Genomic DNA, 25,940 nt, shown 5'->3' on the forward strand with positions numbered 1-25,940 from the left:
GCTCACTCCCGCAGGTCAGCGGGGTGCCTGGATCGTCACGATCTGGTCGCCCTTCAGTATGCGGTCCACCGTCTGCCCGGCGGCCGAGGAGGCCGCCGTGGTGCCCGCCGCCAGCACCAGCGCGAGCGTCGGCGCCGCCAGGCTGCGGACGCTGCGCAGGTTGCGCACGCGCGCCCACGGCTCCCCCGCCAGGTGCATGATGCGCCACTCCCAGAACAGCCCGAGCCCGATGCACACCATCATGACCTGCCCCACCACGATGGCCACGACCTGCGCCTTGTCCATCGGCCCGATGTCCGGCTCGGCGAGTGTCGACAGGTAGCCCGACAGCTCCGTCAGCAGGGCGGCGGCGGTCAGGTGCAGGGCCTTGGTCATCGGCTGGGTGCCCCGGACCCGCGGGTAGAAGTAGCCGAACAGGAACCCGAAGGCGGGCAGCGTGATCAGGTAACGCCCGTCGAAGACGAAGCTCGTCAGGTCCACCCCCTCGGGCCAGCCGTAGACGAGGGCGAAGGGCAGGCTGAGCAGCAGGCTGACGGTGAACGCGTGGATGCCGTTGTACCAGGGCGTGCAGCCGGAGGAGGTGGCGAACGCGGTCTCCGGGTGCCTGCCGTGCCGGTTCATGGCCGCTTCCAGCGTGTTGCGCTGCTGGTCGAACTCGGCCATGGTCAGCTCGCCCGCGCCGATCCTGCCCCGCCCGATCCGGTACAGCTCCTGCTCGGAGACGAGCAGCAGCCGCTTGTGCAGGGCGGCCCTGACCAGGGCCCGGTGCTCCTCCAGGTCCATCGGCTCGGGGATGGCCATGCGCGGGCCCGTGAGCAGCCACTGGGCGCTCGCCCAGGCCACGAGCGAGGTGATGGCCAGCAGGGGCAGCGGCACGTCGATGTCGGCCAGCGTGGTGCTGCCGCTGGGCGTGATGTAGAGCACCATCAGCACGCAGATCATGGTCGACTCGGCCACCGGGTTGTCGACCGCGGAGCACTGCCCGCCGAGCCGCCGCAGCCGCAGCACCAGCATCACGAACCCGAGCAGCAGCAGCCCCAGCACCCCGCGCACGATCGGGGTCAGCACGAGGTTGCCGATCCGCGGCTCCTCCTGCGCGACGGCCAGGCTCCACGACCCGGCGTCCAGCCACTCGGTGGGCCACCCCTGCACGAGCAGGCTGATGAACACGGCGCCCACGACGGCCTGGCGTCTCCACTGCTTGGTCGCCACGGCCATGGCGGCGATCGGGATGAGCGCCCAGCTCAGCGCGAACACCAGCCGGATGCTGTCGGGCGGGTACACGCCACCGGCCAGCGCCCGCAGCCACAGCGCCAGCGCCAGCAGCCCGATCGCCGCCTCGGCCGACAGGACGGCCAGCCGCACGACGACCGGCCGCACCCCCAGGTCCACGCTGAACGCGACGGCCGAGCCCGCCGCCGCGACGGCCGCCACCGCCCCGCCCGCCAGCAGCGCCTGCCCGGACAGCTGCCCGTGCAGCCACGACCAGACGAGCATGCCGAGGCCGATCACCACGCCCACGCCGGTCACGACCAGCAGGTCGCGGGTGTCCCAGGGCGGGCTGGTGGGCAGCACCCGGCCGGCGTGCCGCAGCGCGAGCAGGGGCACGGCGATGAACAGGATCACGTACGCGACCGCCGACCAGTCCTCCGCGAACAGCGGGATCAGCAGCGCGGGCGCGGCCAGCGCCAGCCCGACGAACAGCTCCCTGTTGGCCAGCCGCGCCCACCAGCCCTCGCCGAGCGCGCGCACCAGGAAGACCGTCAGCGCGACCGCGGTGAGCACGCCGAGCGCGGTGGCCCACGAGAAGTCCTCCTCGACGACCACGTCGGCGAAGCCGAAGGAGTCGTGAGCCAGCGTCATGCTCACCGGATACGCCCCGACGGTGAACGCCAGCCGCTCCGCCTCCTCCTGCTCCGGCGTGATGCCCTCCAGTCGCAGCACGGTCCACTCGGCGGGCAGCACGGCGATGGACCGGCTGGTGACGATGAGGGGGAACGCCTTGGGCTCCTCGAAGTTCAGCTTCAGCAACTGGTCGGGCCGTAGCTGGCGCAACAGCGTCACCGTGAACCGGGCCGTGGTGCGCCCGCCCTGGGAGATGAGGACCGGCGCCAGGCGCGTGGTGGGTGCCAGGCCCGGGCCGTCCACCTTGATCGCGCCGAACGCCGAGTCGACGACCTGCTGCAGCGTGCCGGGGAAGCCGCTGCCCTGGCGCAACGCCTCGATGAGGGTGTCACGGCTCGCGAGATGGAGCCGGTGCTCGACGGTCACCTTGACGTGGCGCTGCCGGGGATCGAGCCGGCCGTCAGGGACCGGTTCCAGGTCGGCGGCGCCCGCCCTGGTGATCATCACCGTGCTCTCGGCCCTGCGGGCCCATTGCACGTCGGGGTCGGCGCGGGTGGCCGCGGCCACCCACGGGTTGGGGCCTGCGGTGCCTTTCGGCGGAGCAGGCTCCGCTACTGGTCTGGCTGCAACGGTGCACCAAACGATCGCCCCCAACGACACCAGCGCCAGCCCGAACGCGATTGCCATCCGGAGCTTTCCCACAATTTGGATGATTCTCCGGCATGCGGGATTGTTCTATCTCTCAGGGTCACGGTGTGATTACAGCTGCTCCCATGACAACTTTTCTTTACGGCGTGACCCGGGAGAGTTCATCCATCGCAGGTGGCCGAGCCGGGAGGCTTACTTCCCGTACTAACCGAAAAGCCGCGCTTTGTTCGCGAAAAGCGAGCAAAACGCGGCTCGGTTTGAAGATTTCCGTCAGCTCCGCTTGGCGCGGGCGGCGGCGCGGCCACGGGTGGCCCCGTCGAGCACGACCTTGCGGATGCGCACGGCCTCAGGGGTGATCTCGACGCACTCGTCCTCGCGGATGAACTCGAGGGCCTGCTCCAGCGACAGGACGCGCGGCGGGATCAGCTTCTCCGTCTCCTCGCTGGTGGAGGAGCGCATGTTGGTGAGCTTCTTCTCCTTGGTGATGTTCACGTCCATGTCGTCGGAGCGGGAGTTCTCGCCGACGATCATGCCCTCGTAGACCTCGGTCGTCGGCGAGACGAACAGCACGCCGCGCTCCTGGAGGTTGAGCATGGCGAACGCGGTCACCGGGCCCGACCGGTCGGCCACCAGCGAGCCGTTGTTGCGGGTGCGCAGCTCGCCGAACCAGGGCTCGTAGGAGTCGAAGACGTGGTGCACCAGGCCCGTGCCGCGCGTCTCGGTGAGGAACTCGGTGCGGAAGCCGATCAGGCCGCGCGCCGGCACCACGAACTCCATCCGGATCCAGCCGGTGCCGTGGTTGGTCATGTGCTCCATGCGGCCCTTGCGCACCGCCAGGAGCTGGGTGACCGCGCCGAGGTACTCCTCCGGGCAGTCGACCGTCAGCCGCTCGACCGGCTCGTGCACCTTGCCGTCGACGACCTTGGTGACCACCTGCGGCTTGCCGACCGTCAGCTCGTAGCCCTCGCGGCGCATCTGCTCCACCAGGATGGCCAGCGCCAGCTCGCCACGGCCCTGGACCTCCCACGCGTCGGGGCGGTCGGTGGGCAGCACGCGCAGCGAGACGTTGCCGACCAGCTCCTTGTCGAGGCGGTCCTTGACCATGCGGGCGGTCACCTTCGAGCCCTTGGCCTTGCCGACCAGGGGCGAGGTGTTGGTGCCGATGGTCATCGAGATGGCCGGCTCGTCGACCGTGATGAGCGGCAGCGGGCGCGGGTCGTCGGGGTCGGCCAGCGTCTCACCGATCATGATCTCGGGGATGCCGGCGATGGCGATGATGTCGCCGGGCCCGGCCTCCTCGGCGGGCTTGCGCTCCAGCGCCTCGGTCATGAGCAGCTCGGTGATCTTGACCTTCTGGATCGAGCCGTCGGTGCGGCACCAGGCCACCTGCTGACCCTTGCGCAGCACGCCCTGGTGGATCCGGCACAGCGCGATGCGGCCCAGGTAGGAGGAGGCGTCGAGGTTGGTGACGTGCGCCTGCAGCGGAGCGTTGGGGTCGTAGGTGGGCGCCGGGATCGTCGACTTGATGATGTCGAAGAGCGGCTCCAGGTCCTCGGAGTCGGGCATGCCGCCGTCGGCGGGGCGCTCCAGGGAGGCCCGGCCCGCCTTCGCCGAGGCGTAGACGATCGGGAAGTCGATCTGCTCCTCGGTGGCGTCGAGGTCCATGAACAGCTCGTAGACCTCGTCGACGACCTCCTTGATGCGGGCGTCGGGCCGGTCGACCTTGTTGATGCACAGGATGACCGGCATCTTGGCGGCGAACGCCTTGCGCAGCACGAACCGCGTCTGCGGCAGCGGCCCCTCCGAGGCGTCGACCAGCAGCACGACGCCGTCGACCATCGACAGGCCGCGCTCGACCTCGCCGCCGAAGTCGGCGTGGCCGGGCGTGTCGATGATGTTGAGGGTCATGCCGCCGTGCTGGACGGCGGTGTTCTTCGCGAGAATGGTGATGCCCTTCTCGCGCTCGAGGTCGTTGGAGTCCATGACGCGGTCGTCGACGTCCTGGTTGGCGCGGAATGCCCCGGACTGCCAGAGCATGGCGTCGACCAGCGTGGTCTTGCCATGGTCGACGTGCGCGATGATCGCGATGTTCCGCAGGTCGTCGCGGCTGTTCAAAGGCATGATGACGTCTCGCTCTGTGTCGTGGGGGCCGCCGCGCGAAGTCGCGACCTACTAAGTCTAGTTGATCCCCTCTGATGGCGAGAGCGGACAAGGTGGCGGCGAGCGTACGCGCGGGTGAAGCGACGGTGTTTTCCCGCAGGATGAGCCCCACCTACATAGGGGCTTGCACAATTGTGCGCATGGCAATCTTGGTCCTGGTCCCTAGATTATGGTCATGACCTGGACAGAGCTCGTGATGGCGGCGGCACCGATTCAGGGCGAGCAGCCGGCGGTGAGCGATGTCAGGACCGGCGAGGTGCTGTCCTACACGACCTTCGCCAGACGGGTCACCCGCGCCGCCGCCGGGCTCCGCGCCCAGGGCCTGCGGTACGGCGACCACGTGCTCGTCAACGTCCCGCTCGGCGCGACCCTGCCCGTGGCCGTGCACGCCGTCGCCTGGGCGGGCGGGGTGGCGGTGCTCTCGGGCACCGGCACCGGGCGCCTGATGATCACCCAGGACCACCACGACCCCGCCGCCGTCAAGGTCGACCAGGTCTTCGCCTTCCGGCCCACGCCGGGGGCCAGGTCGTTCACGGAGCTGCTGACCTCGGGCGCGGTCGAGTTCGGGCCGCTGGCCGGGCCCGCGCTCACGCTCGACGGCGCGCGCCTGTTCGACAACACCGAGCTGGCGACCGACCTGCGCAGGCTCGCCGCCCGGCTCGTGGTCGGCAAGGACGACGTCGTCATCAGCGCGGTGAGCGAGCCGTTCAGAGGGCTGCGCGTGATCGACCTGGCGATGACGGCGGGCGCCCAGGTCGTGGTCGCCCACGGGCCGAGCCTGGTCGGCTGCCGCGTGCTGGCCCAGGAGCGGCGGGCCACCATGGTCGTGGCGCCGTACGACCTGGCCAGGAGACTGCTGGGGGACCCCGTTCTGCGTGTCGTGGACGAAAGGGCGGTCGTGAGCTCGCTTGGCCTGTGAAAAGTGCGACACTGTGGGAGAGTGTGATCCTTCCGCGACGCAGGGTGAGCACATGCCAAATACCCCCCGGCACAACCTTCCGGCAGAGCCCAACCGGTTCGTCGGACGCGAGCGCGACCTCGATGACCTGCACGACCTGATCGGCGAGACGCGGGTGGTGACGCTGTGCGGGGTCGGCGGCATCGGCAAGACGCGGCTGGCCCTCCAGGTGGCGGCCGGGCTGGTGCCGTCGTACCCGGACGGCGTGTGGCTGGTGGAGCTGGCCAGGTTCGGCCGGCCCGAGCTCGTCGAGCAGGAGGTGGCCCGCGTGCTCGGCGTGCGCGAGGAGGCCGCCAGGCCGCTGCTCGACACCATGACGGCCCGGCTGCGCGACCAGCGCTGCCTGCTGCTGCTGGACAACTGCGAGCACCTGGTCGACAGATGCGCCGAGGTGGCCGCCGCGCTGGTCGCCGCGTGCCCGTCGCTGCGCGTCCTGGCCACCAGCAGGGAGCCGCTGCGCATCGCCAGCGAGCTGATCTGGCGGGTGCCGCCGCTCGACCTGCCCGACCGGGCCACGACCGACGCCGAGTCCGTGACGCTCTTCATGGACCGCGCGGCGGCCGCGGGCACCCGGCTGGGCGCGGAGTGCCTGCCCGACGTGGTGCGGCTGTGCCGGGCGCTCGACGGGCTGCCGCTGGCGCTGGAGCTGGCCGCGGCCCGTACGAGCCTGCTGAGCCCCGGCCAGATCGCCGACCGCATCGACGACCGGTTCTCGCTGCTGACGACCGGAGGCCGCACCGCTCCGCCCCGCCAGCGCACGCTGCTGGCGGCCGTCGAGTGGAGCTACGACCTGCTCTCGGCCAAGGAGCAGGTGCTGCTGCGGCGGCTGTCGGTGTTCGCCGGTGACTTCGACCTGGAGCTGGCCGAGCAGGTCTGCGCCGAGCGGCCCATCCCCGAGGGCGAGATCGTCGATCTGCTCGGCGGGCTGGTGGACAAATCGCTCGTGCTGTGCGACGAGAGCCGCAGACGCTACTGGCTGCTGGAGACCATCAAGCGTTACGCCGTCGAGCGCCTCGAACAGGCCGGCGAGCGCGAGGTCCTGCGCGAGCGGCACCTCGACGTGCTGTGCGAGCTCCAGGAGCGCCACTTCACGACCGAGATGGTGCAGCCGGACGTGCCGTGGCCGGCGCGGCTGGAGGCGCTGACCGCCAGCCGCGACCTCATCGACGACCAGCGGGTGGCGCTCGACTGGGCGGTCGAGTCCGGCAACGTGGCGGCGGGCCTGCGCCTGTGCAGGAACAGCACGGGGCTGCTGCCCCTGGCGGGGAACGTGGTGGAGATCGTCGGGCGGCTGGAGCGGCTGCTCTCGCTCGATCCCGCCGGGGTGCCCGCGGGCCAGATCGCGCACGCCAGGGCGTACCTCGCCTACGGGCTGGAGGCACGCGACGAGCTGGGCCGGGCGCTGGAGGTGGCCGAGGAGAGCCTGTCCAGGATGTCGCGCGACGACGTGTTCCCGCGCTGCGTCATGCACAGCCTGGTCGTCACCGTGCTGCTGCGGATGGGGCGTGCCGACGACGCGCTGCACCACGCCGAGGAGGGCCTGGCCCTGGCCACCCGCACCGGCGACACCTGGAACCAGGCGGCGGGGCTGCTCGGGCTGTCGGCGGTCGCGCTGGTGCGCGGCAGGCTCCGGGAGGCGCAGCGGCACGGCGAGGAGGCGCTGGCGCGGGCGCGCGAGCACGGGCACCGCTGGCTGATGGCCAGGACGGCGGTCCAGCTCGGCTCGGTGGCCGAGGCCCGCGGTGACCTGATGACCGCCAGGAGCCAGTACGAGATGGCCGTCCCCTGGCTGAGCGAGCTGGGCAGCGACCCCGAGCTGACCCGCTGCCTGGCGAGGATCGGCAGGGCGGCGGCGATGCTGCACGAGTTCGGCGCCGCCCGCGAGCGGCTGGCGGCCAGCCTGGAGCTGGCGCGGGCCACCGGCCAGCGGCAGAGCGTGGCCCGCTGCCTGGTGGGGCTGTCGGTGCTGGCCGAGTGCCAGGGCGACCTGGAGGGCGCCGTGCTGGCCGCGGCGGCGGCGGCGGGGCTGCGCGAGTCGATCGGCCAGCATTCGGCCACGACCAGGATCGAGGAGCTGCTCGGGCGGGCCCGCACCAAGCTGGGCGAGGGCCGCACGACCTCGTTGTGGTCACGCGGCCGGACGATGAGCCCCGACGACGCCGCCCGCCACGTGCTGGAGGGCGAGCGGTTGACGTCCCGGGCCCCGGTGGCGGCCGAGCCGGTCAAGCACTCGCTGCTGACCTCGCGCGAGCTGGAGATCGCCGGGCTGCTCACGCGCGGGCTGTCCAACCGGGCCATCGCCGAGGAGCTGGTGATCAGCCCCGCGACGGTCGCCCGCCACATCGCCAACATCATGGAGAAGCTCGGCTACACCTCGCGGGCGCAGATCGCGGTGTGGGCCACGGAGCATCAGAAGGGCGCTCCGTAGCCGTGCCGAGTTCTGCATAGGGATCTGCATATTCCGCCCCATGTGTGCACGAGATGCCCTCCCTACGGTGGGCCCCATGGATGAGCGCATCGTGATGGTGGACTCGGGCACGGGCCTGAAGCTCACCGAGGAGCAGCTGGACGACAGGTCCGCGGTCGCGACCGTCCAGCTGCGACGCAGGGGAGTGCGCGCTGGGGACACCGTGCTCATCTGCCTGCCCGTGGGGCCCGACCTGCTGGTGTCGGCCAACGCGGTGATCGCGGCGGGCGGCGTCGTCTGGCCCCTGCCGCCCGATCTCGACACCGCCACGCTGCGGGACCGCATCCAGGAGAGCGGCGCCCGCGTGATGATCTCCAACGTCCGCCAGGCCCTCGACGCGGCCGACGAGTCACGCGTGCGGATCATCATGAGCGTCGCGGACCTGAGCGTCGCAGACCTGAGCGCCTCACATTCGTATCCGACCGGTTGCTGAGTCTGCACGCAAAGTGATCGCACGGGGCTCCGGCGCGGGGGACACTTAGGCCGTAGGAGAGAGCCTCCCGCGACCACCCTGGGCCCCGACATGACCGTGCAAGCCCCGCACAATCTCCCCGTAGAGCCCAACCGCTTCATCGGCCGCGAACGCGACGTGTCCGAGCTGGGCACGCTGGTCCGCGAGGAACGCGTGATCACGCTGAGCGGAGTGGGCGGCATCGGCAAGACCCGGCTGTCGTTGCGCGTGGCGGCGCTGGCGCGGCCCTGGTTCGCCGACGGCGTGTGGCTGGTGGAGCTGGCCCGCATCGGTGATCCGGCCCTGGTGGCCGGCGAGCTGGCAGGCGTGCTCGGCGTGCGCGACGAGATCCCGGGGCGGCTGCTCGACGGCCTGCGCGTGCGCCTGCGCGACGCCAGCACGCTGATCGTGCTCGACACCTGCGAGCACCTGGTCGAGAGCTGCGCCGAGGTGGTGGCCGAGCTCGTCGCCGAGTGCCGCGGCGTGCGCTTCCTGCTCACCAGCAGGGAGCCGCTGCACATCCAGGGGGAGCTGGTCTGGCGGGTGCCGCCCCTGGAGCTGCCCGACGAGCAACATCCCGACGCCGAGTCGGTGCTGCTGTTCGTGGAGCGGGCGCTGGCGGCCGGGGCGCGCGGGGTGACGGAGCAGATGCGCGACGTCGTACGCCTGTGCCGGGCACTCGACGGCCTGCCGCTGGCCCTGGAGCTGGCGGCGGCCCGGACGAGCCTGCTGAGCCCCGGCCGCATCGCCGACCGCATCGGTGACCGGTTCACCCTGCTCACCACCGGCCACCGCACGGCGCCCGCCCGGCAGCGCACGCTGCTGGCCGCGGTGGACTGGAGCCACGACCTGCTCAGGCCCAAGGAGCGGGTGCTGCTGCGGCGGCTGTCGGTGTTCGCGGGGCTGTTCGACCTGGGGCTGGCCGAGCGGGTGTGCGCCGACGGCGGGATCCTGCGCAGGGCGGAGCTGCTCGACCTGCTCGGCGGCCTGGTGGACAAGTCGCTGGTGCTGCACCAGGGCGGCTCGGGGCGCTACCGCCTGCTGGAGACCATCCGCCGCTACGCCGCCGACCGGCTCGCGGAGGTGGGCGAGGTCGCCCGGCTGCGCGACCGGCACCTGCGGGTGGTCTGCGAGGAGATGGAGCGCTGCTACGAGGGCGGCTCGCTGGAGCCGCGGATGCCGTGGCCGGCCCGGTTCGCGCACTTCACCAGGGGGCGCACGCTGCTCGCCGACTGCCGGATCGCGATCGACTGGGCGGTGGAGTCGCGCCAGGCGGTGGTGGGGCTGCGGCTGGCGCGGGCGGCGCTGGCGATCCTGGCCGTCCGAGGCGACCTGGGCGAGAGCGTCGGCTGGCACGAGCGGCTGCTCACGCTGGACCTGGCGGACGTGCCCGACGACGTCGTCGCGGTGGCGGCGGGTGCGCTGGCGTACGGGCTGGAGCTGGCCGACGAGCTGGTACGCGCCGAGGAGCTGATCGTGCAGGGGGTGGAGGAGCAGAAGCGGCACCCGTACACGCACTGGCTGGGCATCACCTACAGCGTGGCGCTGACCGTGTTCTTCCGCACGGGGCAGAGCGAGCGGGCGCTGCGTTACCTGGAGGAGCTGGAGGCGGCGGCGACCGCCCACGACGACCTGTTCAACCTGGCGACCGTCCGCATCGCCCAGCTCAACCTGGCGCTGTTCCAGGGGCGGCTGCGGCAGGCCCGGCGGTACGGCGAGCAGGCGCTCGCGCTGGGCCGGCAGGCGGGTCACCACTGGACCCAGGCCAGGGCGCTGACCCATCTCGGCGCGGTGGCCGAGGCCGCGGGCGACCTGGAGACGGCCATGTCCTGCCACGCCGGCGCGCTGCCGCTGCTGGAGGGCATGGACAACCGGGTCGAGCTGGCGCGCTGCCACGCCCGGCTCGGCCGGGTCGCGGCGGGGCTGGGCGACCACGCCGCCGCCAAGAAGCACGTGGCCGCGGGGCTGGAGCTGAGCAGGAAGGCGGGGCAGCGCAGGGGCATCGTGCGGGCGCTGTCGGCGTTGTCGGCGCTGGCGCAGGCGCAGGGCGACCTGGAGGGCGCGGTGCTGGCCGGCGCCGCGGCCACCGCGCTGCGCGAGTCGATCGGCCAGTTCGGCACGCCCGGGCGGGTGCAGGAGTTGCTGACGTCGGCCCGCGACAGGCTCGGCGAGGGCCGGGTGAGGCTGCTGTGGGCCAGGGGCGTGGAGTGGCCGCCGGAGGAGGTGGCCAGGCGGGTGCTCCGCGACGAGGCCGGGCGAGGGCTGCCTGCCGAGGCGGCCGGGCGGGTGCCCGGCGAGGCGGCCGGACAGGTGCCCGGCGAGGCGGCCGGGCGGGTGCCCGGCGGGCGGCCCAGGCAGGCCGGGCGGGGGCCGCTGCCGGCGGAGGTGGGGGCGGGCTCGCGGTACTCCGGCCTGACGCCGAGGGAGCGTGAGATCGCGGCGATGCTCAGCAGGGGCATGAGCAATCGCGCGATCGCCGGGGAGCTGGTGATCAGCCCGGCCACCGTGGCCCGGCACATCGCCAACATCATGGACAAACTTGGCTTCGACGCACGCTCGCAGATCGCGGTGTGGGCGGCCGAGCGCGGGATCGACGCCCAGCGGACATAACCTCGTAGCCATGCCTCTCGCGCCCAACTTCCCCGTCATGCTCAGAACCGAGGACGGGGTCCGCATCGACGCCGCGCACACCCCCTCCGCCCGCACCGACGTGGGGATCGTGCTGGCGCACGGTTTCACCGGGTCGTGGCGGGACCGCACCGTGCGCCGCATCGTGCACGTGCTGAGCGGATACGGCGGTGTGATCGCCTTCGACTTCCGCGGGCACGGCAGGTCCGGCGGCGAGACCACGGTCGGTGACCTGGAGATCCTCGACGTGCAGGCCGCGGTCAGGCACGCCCGCGTGGCCGGCTACTCCAAGATCGCGGTTGTCGGCTTCTCCATGGGCGCGGCGGTGGCCGTGCGGCACGCCGGGCTGCGCGGCAGGGTGAACGGCGGGGTGGACGGCGGGGCGGACGGCAGGGTGGACGGCAGGGTGGACGGCGGGGTGGACGGCAGGGTGGACGCGGTGGTGGCGGTGAGCGGTCCCGCCCGCTGGTACTACCGGGGGACCAAGCCGATGAGGCGGGTGCACTGGGCCATCGAGCAGCCGTTCGGGCGGTGGGCGGCGCGGGTGGCCAAGCGCACCAGGATCGCGCGGGGCGAGTGGGACCCGATCCCGATGCCGCCGCACGAGGCCGCCGGGCTCATCTCACCCGCGCCGCTGCTGATCGTGCACGGCGACGCGGACACGTTCTTCCCGCTGGATCACGCGCGCCAGCTCTACGACGGCGCCAGGGAGCCGAAGGAGCTCTGGATCGAGCCCGGATTCGGGCACGCGGAGGCCGCGGCGACCCCCGAACTCGTCCGCCGGATCGGCAAATGGATCTCTTCGAACTTTTCCTGAGTAAAACACGTCTACCTAGGGCGGATGGAAGGAAACCGCCGGGAGAAAGTCCCTGGGGAAGAAAACCGCTGGTGCGGTGGACGTGGGACATACTGCTGTAGTCGGGCGGTAGCCCAGCGTCGCGGGGGCGCGCTGGGTGACCATCCGCGAAGAGGGCCCCGCCATGGGTGGCGGGGCCCTCTGCTTCGTGCGGAGGCTCAGCCGAGCCGGCTGATCGTCTTGTACTCCAGGTAGCTGTTGAGACCCTCCGGGCCCAGCTCGCGGCCGATGCCGCTGGCCTTGTAGCCGCCGAAGGGCGCGTTGGTCTCCAGCATGAAGCAGTTCACGCCGTACGTGCCCGTGCGGACCCGGCGGGCCACCTCCATGCCGTGCTCGGCGTCGGCCGTCCAGACCGTGCCGGCCAGGCCGTAGTCGCTGTCGTTGGCGATGCGGACGGCGTCGGCCTCGTCCTCGTACGGGATCACGGCCAGGACCGGGCCGAAGATCTCCTCGCGGGCGATGCGCATGTCGTTGCTGACGCCCGAGAAGACGGTGGGCGCGACGTACCAGCCCCTGTCGTACGGCCGGTCGAGCCCGCCCACCACGATCTTGGCGCCCTCGTCCATGCCGAGCCTGATGTAACTCTCCACCCGCTCCTGCTGCCGCTTGGCCACCAGTGGGCCGATGCCGGTCGTGGCGTCGGCGGGGTCGCCGACGGCCTGGGAGCTCACCATGCCCGCGATCGCGTCCACGACCTCGTCGTAGCGGTTGCGGGAGGCCAGGATGCGGGTCTGCGCCACGCACGCCTGGCCGTTGTTCATCAGGGAGGCCATCGACAGGAAGCCCATGCTGGCGGCCAGGTCGGCGTCGTCCAGGATGATCGCGGCGGACTTGCCGCCCAGCTCCAGGCTGACCCGCTTGAGCTGCTCGCCGCAGACGGCGGCGATGCGCCGGCCGGCCGCCGTGGACCCGGTGAAGGCCACCTTGTCCACGCCCTTGTGCGAGATCAGGTGCTCGCCGACCTCGCGGCCGGCGACGACGATGTTGAGCACGCCCGCGGGCACGCCGGCCTCGGCCGCCCACTCGGCCAGCAGGTACGCGTCCAGCGGCGTCTCCGGAGCCGGCTTGAGCACGATCGTGCAGCCCGCCAGCAGCGCGGGCGCTACCTTGGTCATGGTCACGAACTGGGGGACGTTCCACGGCACCACGGCCGCCACCACGCCCACCGGCTCCCGGCGCACGGTGATCGGGCCGAACAGCCCGGGCCGCTGCTCCTCCTGCTGGAACGTCCTGCCGAGCTCGGCGTAGTACTGCAGCATGCCGAGCGGCTGCGGCGCCTGGGCGAGGTTGGAGAACGTGATCGGCGAGCCCATCTCCTCGGTGATGAGCTGGGCCATCTCGCCCTGCCGCTCGTTGTAGACGGCGGCCAGCCGGCCGATCACCTCGGCCCGCTCGGCGAACGTCATCCGCGGCCACGGCCCGTGGTCGAAGGCCTCCCTGGCGGCGGCGACCGCGCGCTCCATGTCCTCGGCGGTGCCGTCGGGCACCCGGCCGACGACTTCCTCGGTGTGGGGCGAGATGACGTCGATCGTCCCGGTGCCCGCGGGGGCCACCCATTCGCCCCCGATGAACAGCTTGTCGTGCTGGCGCATGTCGTGAGCCTCCTGCTTGACCGAATGCTTGCTTGTCTTCGGCATGTCCCAAGGCGACCGAATCATGTTCTGTCCGCACGCGCAAGAGGGGCGCGGCGACGACGCGCCGCGCCCCTCACGGGTTCTCAGCGAGTGTCGCCGAGCAGGTGCCGCATGGACCTCTTGACCAGGTCCGCGCGCTTGGCGGGGTCGGTCACGGTCTCGACGCCGAAGCCGAGGTAGACGGTGTCCTGCGTGACGATGCCGCCGCCCTCCTCGAAGACCTGGTCGGTGCGGAACCAGTTGTTGATCGACTCCGAGGTGCCCTCCGGCGGCGCCCCGACGGCCCAGCCGCCCAGGTCCGACTCGAACGAGGTCGACTCGGTGACCGCGCCGTCCAGGGTGACGGCGAAGTCGTCGAGGAAGACGCCCGCGCCCTGGGTGGCCCAGTCGCTGAGGTAGGAGATGGAGATCTCGACCTGCTTGCCCGCGTACGGGGTCAGGTCGATCTTCCACTGCTGCCAGCCGCCGGAGTTGCCCGAGGCGGCGTGCCAGGCGCCGGAGCTGCCGGTCGGCTCGCAACCGACACCCTGGTAGCGCTGCGTGAACGGGTGGATCGTGCGCCAGCCGCCGCTGTTCTCGACCAGGCAGCTGTCACCGGTGTCCTGGCTGGTGTGACCGTTGGCGTCCGGCAGCGTGGTCCAGTCGTCGCCGCCCGCCGTGCGCGCCTCGACGGTCAGGAAGTCCCAGTGGAACTCGGTGTCGTAGGAGGTCCAGAACGACAGGTCGCCGCTTGACTTGCCGGTCAGGTCGATGGTCCTGGTCAGCCGCTTCCACGACTGGTCGGAGATGCCGCTGTAGACGTCCCAGGAGCCGGTGTGCGGGTCGAACGGGCCCGACGGGCGCACCCACTTGACCTGGGCCGAGCCGGCGAACCTGGGGAACCGGTCGGCGGGCAGGATGGCCGAGGTGGCCACGAACGACTGCGTGTGGCCCGGGTCGATCGTGGCGGAGAAGCCGTCGAACCTGCCGCCGTTGCCCTGCAGCGCGTACGGCTGCTGCGTGGCGGGATCGGTGCCCGCGTTGTCGAAGAAGACGTAGGCGCCCAGGTAGTACTGCTGGAAGTCGTTGAAGACCGGGATGCACGGCGGGTCGTCGGCGACCGTGCACTCGGGGTTCTCCGGCTGGTCGGGCTCGTAGTAGTAGGAGCCGTTGAAGTTGGCCGCGTACGACGGGTACTTGCCGGCGTGCAGCAGCTTGCCGCCCTCGTTCAGGTAGTCGCGGACGGCCAGCTCGGTGTCCACGCCGCCCTTGGAGGTGGTGCCGGGCACCTGGCCCTGCGACCTCGGGATGACGTCGTCGCCGGTCTCCCAGACCACGGCCTTGTAGTGGCTGAGCACGCCCAGCGGGTGCGGGGCCTTGCGGCCGGCCTTGTCCATGTCGTACACGTCGGAGGTGTAGCCGGCGCTCTGCAGGGCGGCGGCGTACTCGTCGGCGTACTTGGCCTCGGTCACGCCCTGTGCGGGGCTCAGGCCGGTGACGTCCTCGGCGGCGAGCACCAGCACCTGGCCGCCGATGTCGGAGGCGACGGTGTAGGTGAAGTCGGCGCTCTTCTTGCCGATCGAGCTGAACCAGACCTTCACCTTGTCACCCGGCCCGGTGCCGGTGATCTTGCCGCGCAGCCGGTGGTAGTAGCGGTCGTACCCCTTGCCGTACCGCTCGCCACCCTTCCACTCGCTGGTCAGGGCGGTCTTCGTGCGGCCGCCGTTGACCTGGTAGTTCAGGAGGACGGGGCCGAGCTTGCGCTTGGCGTTGACCTGGACGACCTGCGTCCTGCCGTGGCTGGTCTCGAACGGGTCGAGCTCGAAGTCGGGCGTCCTGTTGCCCAGGTGGCTGACCGGCTCGACCGGGTTGACCGCGGACCTGGCCACGTCGAGCGCGAACGGCAGGTTCTTCTCGAACTCCGCCTGCACCAGCGCCTCGTCGTCGGGGAAGACGAAGCCGCAGCCGTCACAGCCCTCGTTGAGCTCCGGCGTCCACGACAGCGTGCCGTACTGCCGGTGGGCGTGGTCGTTGGTGTCGCCGTTGGTGGTGTAGAGCTCGGCGCCCAGATCGGGGTCGAAGCCGGGGACGGCCGGGTTCGCGTCGTCGCCGGTGATCGCCTCGTAGATCGGGTTGTCGGCGGTCGTCGTGGCGATCTGCCAGCCCATCGGGTAGAGCAGCAGCGGGCCGAAGGAGTGGTAGTTGAGCTGCATCTCGAAGCCGACGCGGCGCAGCAGGCCGTCCATGGCCCTGGTCTCCGGCTCGCTGGCCGGACCCGTGCCGCGGTAGGTGTCGGAGCTGGGGATGCTCGACGAGCCTTCCTCGTCGTAGTGGAAGTTGGTGGGGAAGTTCCTGTTCGGGTCCACGCCGTCGCCGCGGGTGATCCGACCGTCGCCGTTGTTGTCGCGCAGGTTCTTGCGCCACAGGCGGTTGCCGTCGGTGAACGTGAAGTCGTAGCCGTCGGGGTTGGCCACCGGCACGAACCACAGCTCGGTCCTGTTGAGCAGGTCCCGCAGCGAGCCCTTGTTCGCGACGACGTGCTTCAGCAGCCTCATGTCCACCTCGGTGGCGATCCACTCGCGGGCGTGCTGGGTGGCGGAGTAGAGGGTCGCGGGCTTGATGCCGTCGGGCAGCAGCCTGGCGCCCGTGCTCACCTTGACGGCCAGGATGTCCTGGCCCTTGAGCGTCCTGCCGATCGACTGGAGCTTGACGACGTCCTTGTTGGCGTTGGCCAGGGCCCTGAGCTGGTCGGCGATGCCGCCGGGCTCGGAGTAGGACTTCCAGACGTCGTAGCCGGCCGCGGCCTGCGCCCTGGCGGCCTGGAGCTGGGACTGGCCCTGCGGGTTGCGGACGAGCTCGGGCTTGTGGCCGAGCTTGTCCAGGACGGCGAGGTCGGCCTGGGCGGCGGTCAGCTCGATGTGCTCCTTGCCGTCCCCGAACTCCTGCTGGACGACGTCGAAGCCCTTCTCCCTGAGGGCCTGGGCGGTGCCCGGCGGGCTCTGGAGCTGGTAGAGCTCGATGCGGTCGGCGGGCGGGAGCGGGTCCACGGCCGCCTCGGCGGTCGTGGCCACGAGGGACGTGCCTAAGCCGAGGATGACGGCCGCGGCGAGTTTTGTGGTTCGAGTCACGGTCTGCCCCTTCGCAGAGACGGAATCGATCGCCATCTCAGACGTTTGGAGCGATCTAGACAAGGCCCAACTTTCACCGCCCGCGGATTCGGACAAAACCCTACAAGTTTCGCCAAAGGTGCAGCAGTTCGGTCGTTCAGATGACAGAGATCAAGATCATCTTCTATAGTTTCGGTCCGTCTATGAGGGGAGGGGACGGGTGTGAGAATCTGGCGGCTCGCCGTTCTCGTCGCCGTACTCTCCGGGCTGCTCGGGCTGCCCGCTCCCGCACCGGCTCTGGCCGATCCCAGCCCGGCCGAGCTGCGCAGGCTCACCAAGCAGGCCGCCCGGCTGAACGAGCTCTACCGCGGCCAGATCCAGAGCCTGGAGGAGATCAGGATCCAGGCCAAGAGGGCCACCGACAACTCCGGCAGCCTGGAGGCGCAGCTCAGGGCCGCCCAGGCCGAGGTGAGCCGGATCGCGCAGACCTCCTACATGCTCGGGCCGCTCGACGGCGTACGGCTCCTCACCCCCAGCGGCGACCCGTACGCGATGCTGGGCGGAGCGGCCAACATGACCTACATGGCCAACGAGCGGGCCGAGCGGGTCGAGAGCATCAAGAAGCTCATCGAGAAGTCCGACGACGCCAAGCTCAACGCCAACGAGAAGATCGAGAAGCTGCGCAAGGAGATCAAGGCTCTCGAGAACAAGAAGGACGACATCCAGAAGCTGCTGCAGAAGTACGGCTTCCAGCAGCCGGGCGGCGCCGAGGGCCTGACACCCCGCATGATCAACGTACGCGCCGAGATCATGGCGAACTTCCCCATGAAGTACGGCGTCGGCTGCCTGCGCCCCGGCGACCCGGGCGAGCACGGCAAGGGCCGGGCCTGCGACTTCATGATGTCGAGCGGCGGCAGGATGGCCGGGGGCTCCGACGGGGCCAACGGCGACGCGCTGGCCGCCTGGCTGATCAAGAACGGCCCCCGGCTGGGCGTCATGTACATCATCTGGAAGCAGCGTTACTACGACATCCGCTCAGGCGGCGGCTGGGACCCGATGTCCGACCGCGGCGGCGTGACCGCCAACCACTACGACCACGTTCACGTGTCGGTGTTCTGACCTGCGAGGAACTCCGCGTACCAGTGGTAGGAGCGCTTCGGCGTGCGGCGCTGCGTGTCGAAGTCCACGTGCACCAGGCCGAAGCGCTGGTCGTAACCCTCGGCCCACTCGAAGTTGTCCAGCAGCGACCAGACGAAGTAGCCGCGCACGTCCACGCCCTGGGCCATGGCCTGGCGCATGGCGGCGATGTGCCGGTCCAGGAAGTCGACGCGGGCGAGGTCGTCGATCGTGCCGTCCGCGGCCGGGACGTCCTCCTGCGAGCAGCCGTTCTCGGTGATCAGGATCGGCGGCAGAGCGGCGCCGTAGCGGGCCTTGAGGCCGGTGAGCAGCTCGCGCAGGCCGCCGGGGACTACCGGCCAGCCGAACGCCGTGGTCGGGAAGCCGCTGATGCCGGCGTCGTCGAAGGGGAGCCCGTCGCCGGTCGGGGCGGCGATGCGGGTGGGGTTGTAGTAGTTGACGCCGAGGGCGTCCAGCGGTGCGGCGATGGTCGCCAGGTCGCCGTCGCGGACGAAGTCCGGCTCGGGCGTGTAGGCCGACAGGTCCGGATATGCGCCGAGCAGCACCGGGTCGTTGAACAGGCGGTTGTGCAGGATGTCGTACGCCTCGGCCGCCCGCAGGTCCGGCTCCTCCTGGGAGGCCGGCCAGACGGGCGTGCAGTTGTTCGTGAGCGCCACCTGGCGGGCGCCGGCCGCCCGCAGCGCCTGGACGGCCAGCCCGTGGCCGAGGAGCTGGTGGTGGGCGGCGGGCAGGGCGCCGGTCAGCAGGGCCCGGCCGGGGGCGTGCACGCCCATGGCGTAGCCGTAGGCCATGTGCACGAACGGCTCGTTCAGCGTGATCCACAGCGGGACGCGGTCGGCCAGCCGCTCGGCGGTCACGGCGGCGTAGCCGGCGAACAGCTCGCAGACGTCGCGGTTCAGCCAGCCGCCGCGCTCCTCCAGCGCCTGGGGCAGGTCCCAGTGGAACAGCGTCGGCACCGGCTGGATCCCGGCCGCCAGCAGGGCGTCCACCAGCCGGTCGTAGAAGTCCAGGCCCGGCGCGTTCACCTGGCCCGAGCCCAGGGGCAGCACACGCGGCCAGGCGATGGAGAAGCGGTAGGCGTTCACGCCGAGCCCCTCCATGAGGGCGACGTCCTCGGGCCAGCGGTGGTAGTGGTCGCAGGCCACGTCGCCGGTCTGCCCGCGGCTGGTGCGGCCGGGCTCGTGGGAGAAGGTGTCCCAGACGGACGGGCCCCGGCCGTCCTCGCTGGTCGCGCCCTCGATCTGGTAGGCCGCCGTCGCCGTGCCCCACAAGAACATTCCCGCCTCCTATGCGAGGGTGGCTCATGTTATCCGAGGTCAAAGACTCTGACTCATCGTGGCGGGAATGCGCAAGGATGGAGGCATGACCAGTACCCTGCGCCGCCGACCCGCTCAGCGCCGGAGCGTCGAGCGCGTGGAGCGCATGCTCGACGAGTGCGCGCTCCTGCTCGACGAGGTCGGTTACGACGCGCTGACCACGAAGGAGGTCGCGCGCCGGGCCGAGGTGCCCATCGGCACCTTCTACCAGTTCTTCCACGACAAGCAGGGGCTGGTGCGGGCGCTGGCGCGGCGCAACCTCGAGGCGTTCCTGCAGCGCATCATCGAGCTCATCCCCGCGGCCGACCTCGGCCACTGGACCGATCTGGTCGATCTGGCCATCGACGAGTTCGTCGACATGAAGCGCACCACCCCGGGCTTCGCCGTGGTCGACTTCGGCGAGGTGCTCGGCGCCCCCGGCGACGGCGGCAAGCGCTCGCTCGACGAGACGCAGGAGAACAACGTCGTCGTGGCCGAGCGCCTGCGCACCCTGTCGATGGAGCTGCTCGACGCCCCCGTCGGCCCCGGGCTGGACCGGGCGCTGCTGGTGGCGGTCGAGGCCACCGACGCCGTGCTCAAGCTGGCCTTCCGCGCCGACCCCGCCGGCGACCCCGAGCTCATCGCCGAGTGCAAGCAGCTCGTCCGCCGCTACCTGGCCGACCACCTGCCCTGATGCCTGCCTAGGCGGCGGCGTCCATGCGGGCGCGCGCGTCCTCGTCCAGCTTGAGCTCCGCCGCCCCGATCGCCTCCTCCAGCTGCTCCATCGTGGAGACCCCCACGATCGGTACGATCCCGTCGGCCATCAGCCAGGCCAGCACCACCTGGTTCCTGGTCGCGCCCAGCTCGTCCGCGACCTCCTGCAGCACCTTCAGGCGCCGCGTCGTGCCCGGGTGGTCGTAGACCTCGGGGACGGGCCGGTCGGGCCGCGTGTAGGCGCCGAACATCAGCGTGTTGTACGCCCACAGCGTCAGGTCCGGCTCGGCGGCCAGGTAGCCGAGCAGGTCGTCCGACACCAGCGTGTGCCCCGACTCCGGCAGCTTGGCGCCCGGGCGCGGCCGGAGGTAGGTGTGGCGCTGCTGCACGTAGGTGTAGGGCGTCAAGCCGTGCGCCGCGGAGACGTTCCTGGCCCGCTCCAGCCGCCAGGCCGGCATGTTGCTCGCGCCGATGGCCCGGACCTTGCCGACCTGGGCCAGCTCGTCGAACGCCCGCAGAGTCTCCTCGAACGGGACGGAACGATCCTCGATGTGCGACCAATACACGTCGATGTAGTCCGTCCGCAACCTCGTGAGGCTGCCCTCCGCCGCCTCGGCGATCGTGGCCGCGGACAGGCCCTCCGCCGAGTCCAGGGTGACGGCGCCGGGGACCGTGGGGCGCGCGCCGACCTTCGTGCTGATGAAGACCTCGTCCCGGTTGCCCCGCGCGGCCAGCCACGCCCCGATGGCCTGCTCGCTCTCGTCGCCCGTGCAGCCCTCCACCCAGAACGGGTAGTTGTTGGCCGTGTCGATCCTGGTGCCGCCGGCCTCCACGAACCGGTCCAGGATGGCGAAGGTGGTGCCCAGGTCCACGGCGGTGCCGAAGGGGATCGTGCCCAGTGCGATGTTCATGGCGCATGACTCTGGGACCTGGAGCGCACTCCATGTCAAGCGGTTGACCTGGAGTGCGCTCCAGGTGAGATTCTTGGACACGTGAGCGTGTACACCCCCGCGGAAGTCGTCGAGGAGACCGGGTTCAGCATCGACACCCTCCGCTACTACGAGAAGATCGGCCTGCTGGAGCGCGTCGACCGCAACGCGGCCGGGCAGCGCAGGTTCAGCCAGGAGGACGTCGGCTGGCTGGGCATGGTGCGCTGCCTGCGCGACACGGGCATGCCCATCGCCACGATGCTGCGCTTCGCCGAGCTCGTACGCGCGGGCGACCACACGATCCCCGACCGCATCGAGCTCCTGGAGGAGCACGACCGGCAGGTCCAGGCCCAGATCGCCAACCTCGCCGGGCGCCAGAGCTACATCCACCACAAGATTTCCTACTACCGCAGTCTCCTGTAGCCCTGCCTTTGCGGCCCGGTTGCTACACCTCGATCCATGGCTGGATCGAGGGGGAGGTGGCTCGACGTCCCGCTGAGCCGGGTCGCCAAGGTGTGCGCCGTGATGTTGTTCGCCCTGCTCGCGCACGTCACGATCATCCAGGCGTTCGGCTCGCCCGCGCTCAACGCCGACCGCAGGAACGAGCGCACGCTGATCGACAGGTACGGCCGCCCGCGCGGCGACATCCTCACCTACGACGGCACGGCCATCGCCACCAGCCTGGCCGCCGAAGGCCCGTACCGGTTCCGGCGGACCTATCCCGGTGGCGAGGAGTACGCGGCCGTCACCGGGCACGTGGCGCTGCACCGCACGACCGGCATCGAGCAGGCGCAGGAGGCGGTGCTGTCCGGCGACGACGCCAAGGTCAGGGTCAGGTCGCTGGTCGGGAACGGGAGGGTCGGAGGCGCCGACGTCCGGCTGACGATCCGTGACCGCGTGCAGCGGGCGGCGTACCAGGGGCTGCGGGCCGCGGGCATTCCGGGGGCGGTGGTGGCCCTCGACCCGGCGACCGGGGCGGTCCTGGGGCTGGCCACCTATCCGACCTACGACCCGAACGCGCTGACCACCTTCGACCGGAGGCTGCTGGCCGACACCGCGCGGCGGCTGCGGCAGGCGCCCTCGCAACCCCTGCTCAACCGGGCGCTGAACCGGCTCTATCCGCCCGGATCCACGTTCAAGCTCGTCACCGCGGCGGCGGCGCTGGCGTCCGGCGAGTACACGCCGACGGGCGCGGTGCACGCGCCCGCCCGGCTGCGGCTGCCGGGGGCGCCGGCGTACCTCGACGCCCGGCGGTGCGGGAAGGGGCGGCCGACGCTCGCATACGCGTTCCAGGCGTCCTGCGACACCGCCTTCGCCGCCATCGGCCTGCAGCTCGGGCAGGACCTGCTGCGGGATCAGGCGGAGGCGTTCGGCTTCAACGCGGGCCAGCTGCGGATCCCGCTGCTCGCGACGCCCAGCCGGTACCCGCCGGCCCTGGACAGGACCCAGATCGCGCTGGCGGCCATCGGGCACCACGACAACCGGGTGACGCCGCTGATGGTGGCCATGTTGTCGGCGGCCGTGGCGAACAACGGGGTGCTGATGCGGCCTTACCTGGTGGAGGAGGCGCGGCTGCCGGACGGGGCGGTCATCAACCGGGCCTCGCCGGTGCCGTACCGGACGGCTGTGCCGCCGATGCTGGCGCGGTACCTGGCGGCCATGATGACGGCCGTCTCGCCGGCTTCCGGGAAGGGGACCGGGACCGGGACGGAGGTGCGGATGGCGGCCAAGACGTCCGCGTCGCAGGGCGTGCCGGGGGAGAACGCCGTCATCACGGCCTTCGCGCCCGCGGACGCCCCCGAGGTGGCCGTGGGGGTGGTGCTGGAGCGGCCGGGGGATCGGGTGGACGCCGTGGCCGCCATCGCCCGCGCCGTCATCCAGGCCGCGCTGCGGTGACGCCGGAGGGCGTCAGCGGTAGGCGGTGGCCTGGAGGGTGTAGAGGTCGGCGTAGAGGCCGTCGAGGGACATGAGGGTGTCGTGGTCGCCTTGTTCGGTGATCCGGCCGTGGTCGAGGACGTAGATGCGGTCGGCGTAGCGGACGCTGGCCAGGCGGTGGGTGATGAGCAGGACGGTGCGGCCGTCGGCGTGGTGGCGGATGCGTTCGAAGAGGGCGTGTTCGGCGCGGGCGTCGAGGGCGGCGGTGGGTTCGTCGCAGATGAGCAGGTCGGCGTCGCGGTGGAAGCCGCGGGCGACGGCGATGCGCTGCCATTGGCCGCCGGACAGCTCGTGGCCGTCCTTGAAGCGGCGGTCGAGCAGGGTGCGGTAGCCGTGGGGGAGGCCGGCGATGACCTCGTCGGCGCCGGCGACCGCGGCGGCGGCGTGCAGGGCGGGCTCGCCCTTGCCGGTGCCCATGGTGATGTTGTAGCGGGCGGTGAGGGGCCAGCGGGTGTGGTCCTGGGCGATGACGGCGGTGCGCAGGCGCAGGGCTTCGGGGCTGACCTGGCGCAGGTCGGTGTCGTCCCAGCGGACGGTGCCGGTGTCGGGTTCGTACAGGCCGGACAGGATCTTGGCCAGGGTGGTCTTGCCGGAGCCGTTCTCGCCGACGAACGCGATCACCTCGCCCTGCTTGATCTCGATCGACACCCCGCGCAGGGCCGGAGCGGAGGCGCCCGGATAGGTGAAGGTGAGGTCGGTGGCCGTGATGCGCTCGAACGTCTCGGGGATGGGGGTGTGGCGGGAGCCGGGGATGCGGCTTTCCGCGTCGGCGCAGAAGTCGAGGAAGTCGGTGAAGTAGAGGCCCTCCTCGTAGAGGCGGTTGGTGGCGTACATGAGCCGGCCGAGCGATCCCTGGGCCGAGCGGATGGCCAGGACGGCGGTGCCGGCCACGGCCAGGGGGATGGCGGCGACGGCGAGCAGGACGCCGAGCGCGACGTAGACGAGCGCGGCGCCGAGGCCGCCGAGGGCCTCGCCCGCCAGGCGGGCCAGGGTCTGGCGGCGGGCCAGGCCGAGCATGACGTCCTGCTCGGCCCTGGCCACCGCGTCGTACATGCGCAGCAGGAAGCCGCGCATGGTGAAGGAGCGCACCTCGGCGGCCGGCTCCCGCTCCGCCAGGAGCTGGCCGATGATCCACTTGCGGCGGTTGGCGGGGATGAGGGAGTACATCGTGGCGTACTGCATGCGGGCGCTGCGGACGGCGGCCCAGGCGTCGGGGAGCACGGCCAGCAGGAGGAGCGGGAGCAGCACCGGATGCAGCACGCCGAGGACGCCCGCGACCGCGGCGATGCCGATGGCGGCGGTGACGACGTCGATGGTGCAGGTGACCACCGAGTCGGCCATGGCCGCCCCGCGCAGCCTGGCGCGCTGCAGGGCGTCGTGGAAGTCGGGGTCGTCGTAGGCCACCAGGCTCACGCGGCTGGTCAGGCCGTACAGGCGTTCCTCCGTCAGCCGGGTGACCTGCGGGTCGAGGCGTGACTGCGCCCAGCCCGCGCCGGCCTGCATGGTCGCGCGCAGCACCGCCGCCGCGGCGACCAGGGCGAGGCTGGGCAGGGCGGCCATGACGCGGCCGGGGGTGGGGCCCTCGCTGAACAGGGCGGTCAGCACGCCGGTGGTGGCGAGCAGGCCGAACGCGGTGAACACGCCCCCGAGCAGGTTGAGCACGACCGCGGCCGCCGTGTCGCGGGGGCTGGCCCGCCAGGCCATCCGCATCGCCTGCCCGATGAGGGACGGCAGCTTCCTGGCGATGGTCAGGAAGCCGACCTCCGCCATCTTGTCGGTGTGGGCATACCATTCGGAGAACGACATCTCCCCGAGTTCGAGCGGCTCATCGGCCATGGTGTGAGTGTGCCCACGCGGAGCGGCACTTCTCCATCGAACAAGCCGCCGATGCCGCCCGCCGGGCCGGGTTCCGCCGCGCGTACACAGATCGCCGCACGGATGACCGGCAGCCGCCGGGCCTTCTACACATCGCGCGTACATCGTCGAATGGCCATGTCAGCGCATGTGCGGGCGCCCTCTGCACGCCTACCGTTCGTTACGTGATCGACCGCACCGCGCGTACCTCGCCCCTCGCGACGGGGCGCCGCGGCCGATCGATCGGGGACGTCACGCGTCCACGTGGGGCTGGGCCTTCTCGGAGGGGTGGGGGCCCGGCTCCGGGCGCGTGGCAGCGGGCTCGAGCCGCGCAGGGCTCGGGCCCGCCCACCTCGCAGGAGAAGTGCACACTCAGCGCGGGAATGCACAGCGGCCTACATAATCCGGTGGATGCCAGGGCCGTACCGGCGGTCGTACGTTGACGGGATGAGACCCACCGCCTCGGCCACCGGCACCGTGATCCATGAAGTGTTCCGCCGGGCCTACGAGCGCGGCGACCGCCCTGCCCTCATCGACCTGCGCGGTGGCCACGTCTACGGCTACCGCAGGCTGGTGACCGAGGTGACCAGGGCGGCTTCCGGGCTCGTGCGCGAGGGCGCCCGGCGTGACCAGGTGGTGGGCGTGCACGTGTCCACGGCGGGCGCCCAGGCGCTGGCGGTCCACACCGTGGTGGCGGCCGGAGGGGTGGCGGCGCCGATCGATCCGGGGCTCGGCGCGTACGAGATGGCGGCCTGGCTGCGCGAGTGCGACGCCCGCGTCCTGATCACCACGCCCGACCTGGCGGAGACGGCGATCGTGGCGGCCGGGGAGTCGCGGGTGCGCCAGGTGGTCTCGCTGGGCCCGGCGCCCGGCACGATCGACTTCCGCTGCCTGCTCACGCTGGAGCCCACCGCGCTGCCCGCGCTCGACGCCGAGCGCCAGCCCGCCGTGCTGCTCGCCGACGGCGCCCGCCTGTCCCATGCGGGCCTGCTGGCCAGAATGGCCGCCCTCGACCTGCCGGTAGGGCTGTCGGAGACGGACGTGGTGCTGACCACGCAGCCGCCCGACGGCGGCTGCGGCCTGCTCGCCCTGGTCGGGCTCGGCGTGTCGAAGGGCGCGCTGGTGGTGGCCGCGGGCGGCGGCGATCTCGCGGGCCCCGGGCACGACTTCGGCGTCACGGTCGTGGCGGGCGCCGACGGCACGCTGGAGCGCGTGGCCTGACGGCCGAGTATGCGGAGCTGTTACCGCCCATCCCTTGACGACGCGCGGCCCGAAGTGGGTTGATAGCCGTTGTTGACAACGTTGTCAAATCACCAACTTCGGGGGATTTCGAAGGGATGGTG

At 71.5% G+C, this 25,940-nt stretch carries 17 protein-coding genes; 10 read left to right on the plus strand and 7 right to left on the minus strand.

Going from position 1 to position 25,940, the window contains the following annotated elements:
* Positions 1 to 15: 15 nt before the first annotated feature.
* Entirely contained in the window at positions 16 to 2,412 is a 2,397-nt protein-coding gene (locus tag HD597_RS59900; RefSeq protein WP_253757972.1) for a hypothetical protein, read from the minus strand.
* Between the two features lie 351 nt (positions 2,413 to 2,763).
* A complete protein-coding gene (gene typA / locus HD597_RS59905; protein ID WP_253757974.1) occupies positions 2,764 to 4,614 on the minus strand; it encodes a translational GTPase TypA in 1,851 nt (616 codons plus the stop codon).
* A 214-nt stretch (positions 4,615 to 4,828) separates the two neighbouring features.
* Here typA and HD597_RS59910 point away from each other — a divergent pair, with 214 nt between their 5' ends.
* From HD597_RS59910 to HD597_RS59930, 5 genes are all read left to right on the plus strand, one after another.
* On the plus strand, positions 4,829 to 5,572 hold the full coding sequence (locus HD597_RS59910) for an AMP-binding protein (protein ID WP_253757976.1): 744 nt from the start codon (positions 4,829 to 4,831) through the stop codon (positions 5,570 to 5,572).
* Positions 5,573 to 5,624: 52 nt separating this feature from the next.
* On the plus strand, positions 5,625 to 8,039 hold the full coding sequence (locus tag HD597_RS59915) for a LuxR C-terminal-related transcriptional regulator (protein ID WP_253757978.1): 2,415 nt from the start codon (positions 5,625 to 5,627) through the stop codon (positions 8,037 to 8,039).
* Between the two features lie 76 nt (positions 8,040 to 8,115).
* Positions 8,116 to 8,511, plus strand: coding sequence for an AMP-binding protein (locus HD597_RS59920; protein ID WP_253757980.1), 396 nt, complete (start codon positions 8,116 to 8,118; stop codon positions 8,509 to 8,511).
* 90 nt (positions 8,512 to 8,601) lie between these two features.
* A complete protein-coding gene (locus tag HD597_RS65560; RefSeq protein ID WP_276083303.1) occupies positions 8,602 to 11,139 on the plus strand; it encodes a LuxR C-terminal-related transcriptional regulator in 2,538 nt (845 codons plus the stop codon).
* Positions 11,140 to 11,149: 10 nt separating this feature from the next.
* Positions 11,150 to 11,974, plus strand: coding sequence for an alpha/beta hydrolase (locus HD597_RS59930; RefSeq protein ID WP_253757982.1), 825 nt, complete (start codon positions 11,150 to 11,152; stop codon positions 11,972 to 11,974).
* A 197-nt stretch (positions 11,975 to 12,171) separates the two neighbouring features.
* Here HD597_RS59930 and HD597_RS59935 read toward each other — a convergent pair whose 3' ends face one another.
* Positions 12,172 to 13,605 carry an aldehyde dehydrogenase gene (locus HD597_RS59935; protein ID WP_253759957.1) on the minus strand — a complete coding sequence of 478 codons (1,434 nt, stop codon included), beginning with the start codon at positions 13,603 to 13,605 and terminating at the stop codon, positions 12,172 to 12,174.
* 125 nt (positions 13,606 to 13,730) lie between these two features.
* Complete coding sequence (locus HD597_RS59940; RefSeq protein WP_253757985.1) at positions 13,731 to 16,754, minus strand: M14 family metallopeptidase; 3,024 nt, start codon at positions 16,752 to 16,754, stop codon at positions 13,731 to 13,733.
* Positions 16,755 to 16,955: 201 nt separating this feature from the next.
* Here HD597_RS59940 and HD597_RS59945 point away from each other — a divergent pair, with 201 nt between their 5' ends.
* Entirely contained in the window at positions 16,956 to 17,852 is an 897-nt protein-coding gene (locus tag HD597_RS59945) for a VldE C-terminal domain-containing protein (protein WP_253757987.1), read from the plus strand.
* On the opposite strand, the gene HD597_RS59950 is transcribed toward HD597_RS59945, so the two are convergent.
* Positions 17,834 to 19,147 carry a GH1 family beta-glucosidase gene (locus tag HD597_RS59950; protein WP_253757989.1) on the minus strand — a complete coding sequence of 438 codons (1,314 nt, stop codon included), beginning with the start codon at positions 19,145 to 19,147 and terminating at the stop codon, positions 17,834 to 17,836. The genes HD597_RS59945 and HD597_RS59950 overlap by 19 nt on opposite strands.
* Before the next feature lie 85 nt (positions 19,148 to 19,232).
* On the opposite strand from HD597_RS59950, the gene HD597_RS59955 reads away from it, so the two are divergent.
* On the plus strand, positions 19,233 to 19,859 hold the full coding sequence (locus tag HD597_RS59955) for a TetR/AcrR family transcriptional regulator (RefSeq protein WP_253757991.1): 627 nt from the start codon (positions 19,233 to 19,235) through the stop codon (positions 19,857 to 19,859).
* A 7-nt stretch (positions 19,860 to 19,866) separates the two neighbouring features.
* Here the strand turns inward: HD597_RS59955 and HD597_RS59960 are convergent, their stop codons facing one another.
* Positions 19,867 to 20,790 (minus strand): aldo/keto reductase, encoded by a 924-nt coding sequence (locus HD597_RS59960; protein ID WP_253757993.1) that lies wholly within the window; start codon positions 20,788 to 20,790, stop codon positions 19,867 to 19,869.
* An 81-nt stretch (positions 20,791 to 20,871) separates the two neighbouring features.
* Between HD597_RS59960 and HD597_RS59965 the strand changes: the two genes are divergently transcribed.
* Both HD597_RS59965 and HD597_RS59970 read left to right on the plus strand, forming a co-directional pair.
* Positions 20,872 to 21,231, plus strand: a complete 360-nt coding sequence (locus tag HD597_RS59965) for a MerR family transcriptional regulator (protein WP_253757995.1) — start codon at positions 20,872 to 20,874, stop codon at positions 21,229 to 21,231.
* Positions 21,232 to 21,267: 36 nt separating this feature from the next.
* On the plus strand, positions 21,268 to 22,704 hold the full coding sequence (locus tag HD597_RS59970) for a penicillin-binding transpeptidase domain-containing protein (RefSeq protein ID WP_253757997.1): 1,437 nt from the start codon (positions 21,268 to 21,270) through the stop codon (positions 22,702 to 22,704).
* 12 nt (positions 22,705 to 22,716) lie between these two features.
* Here the strand turns inward: HD597_RS59970 and HD597_RS59975 are convergent, their stop codons facing one another.
* Positions 22,717 to 24,579 (minus strand): ABC transporter ATP-binding protein, encoded by a 1,863-nt coding sequence (locus HD597_RS59975; protein ID WP_253757999.1) that lies wholly within the window; start codon positions 24,577 to 24,579, stop codon positions 22,717 to 22,719.
* 465 nt (positions 24,580 to 25,044) lie between these two features.
* Here HD597_RS59975 and HD597_RS59980 point away from each other — a divergent pair, with 465 nt between their 5' ends.
* On the plus strand, positions 25,045 to 25,818 hold the full coding sequence (locus HD597_RS59980) for an AMP-binding protein (RefSeq protein ID WP_253758001.1): 774 nt from the start codon (positions 25,045 to 25,047) through the stop codon (positions 25,816 to 25,818).
* Positions 25,819 to 25,940 lie beyond the last annotated feature (122 nt).

Source organism: Nonomuraea thailandensis, assembly GCF_024172165.1.
Lineage (GTDB): Bacteria > Actinomycetota > Actinomycetes > Streptosporangiales > Streptosporangiaceae > Nonomuraea > Nonomuraea thailandensis.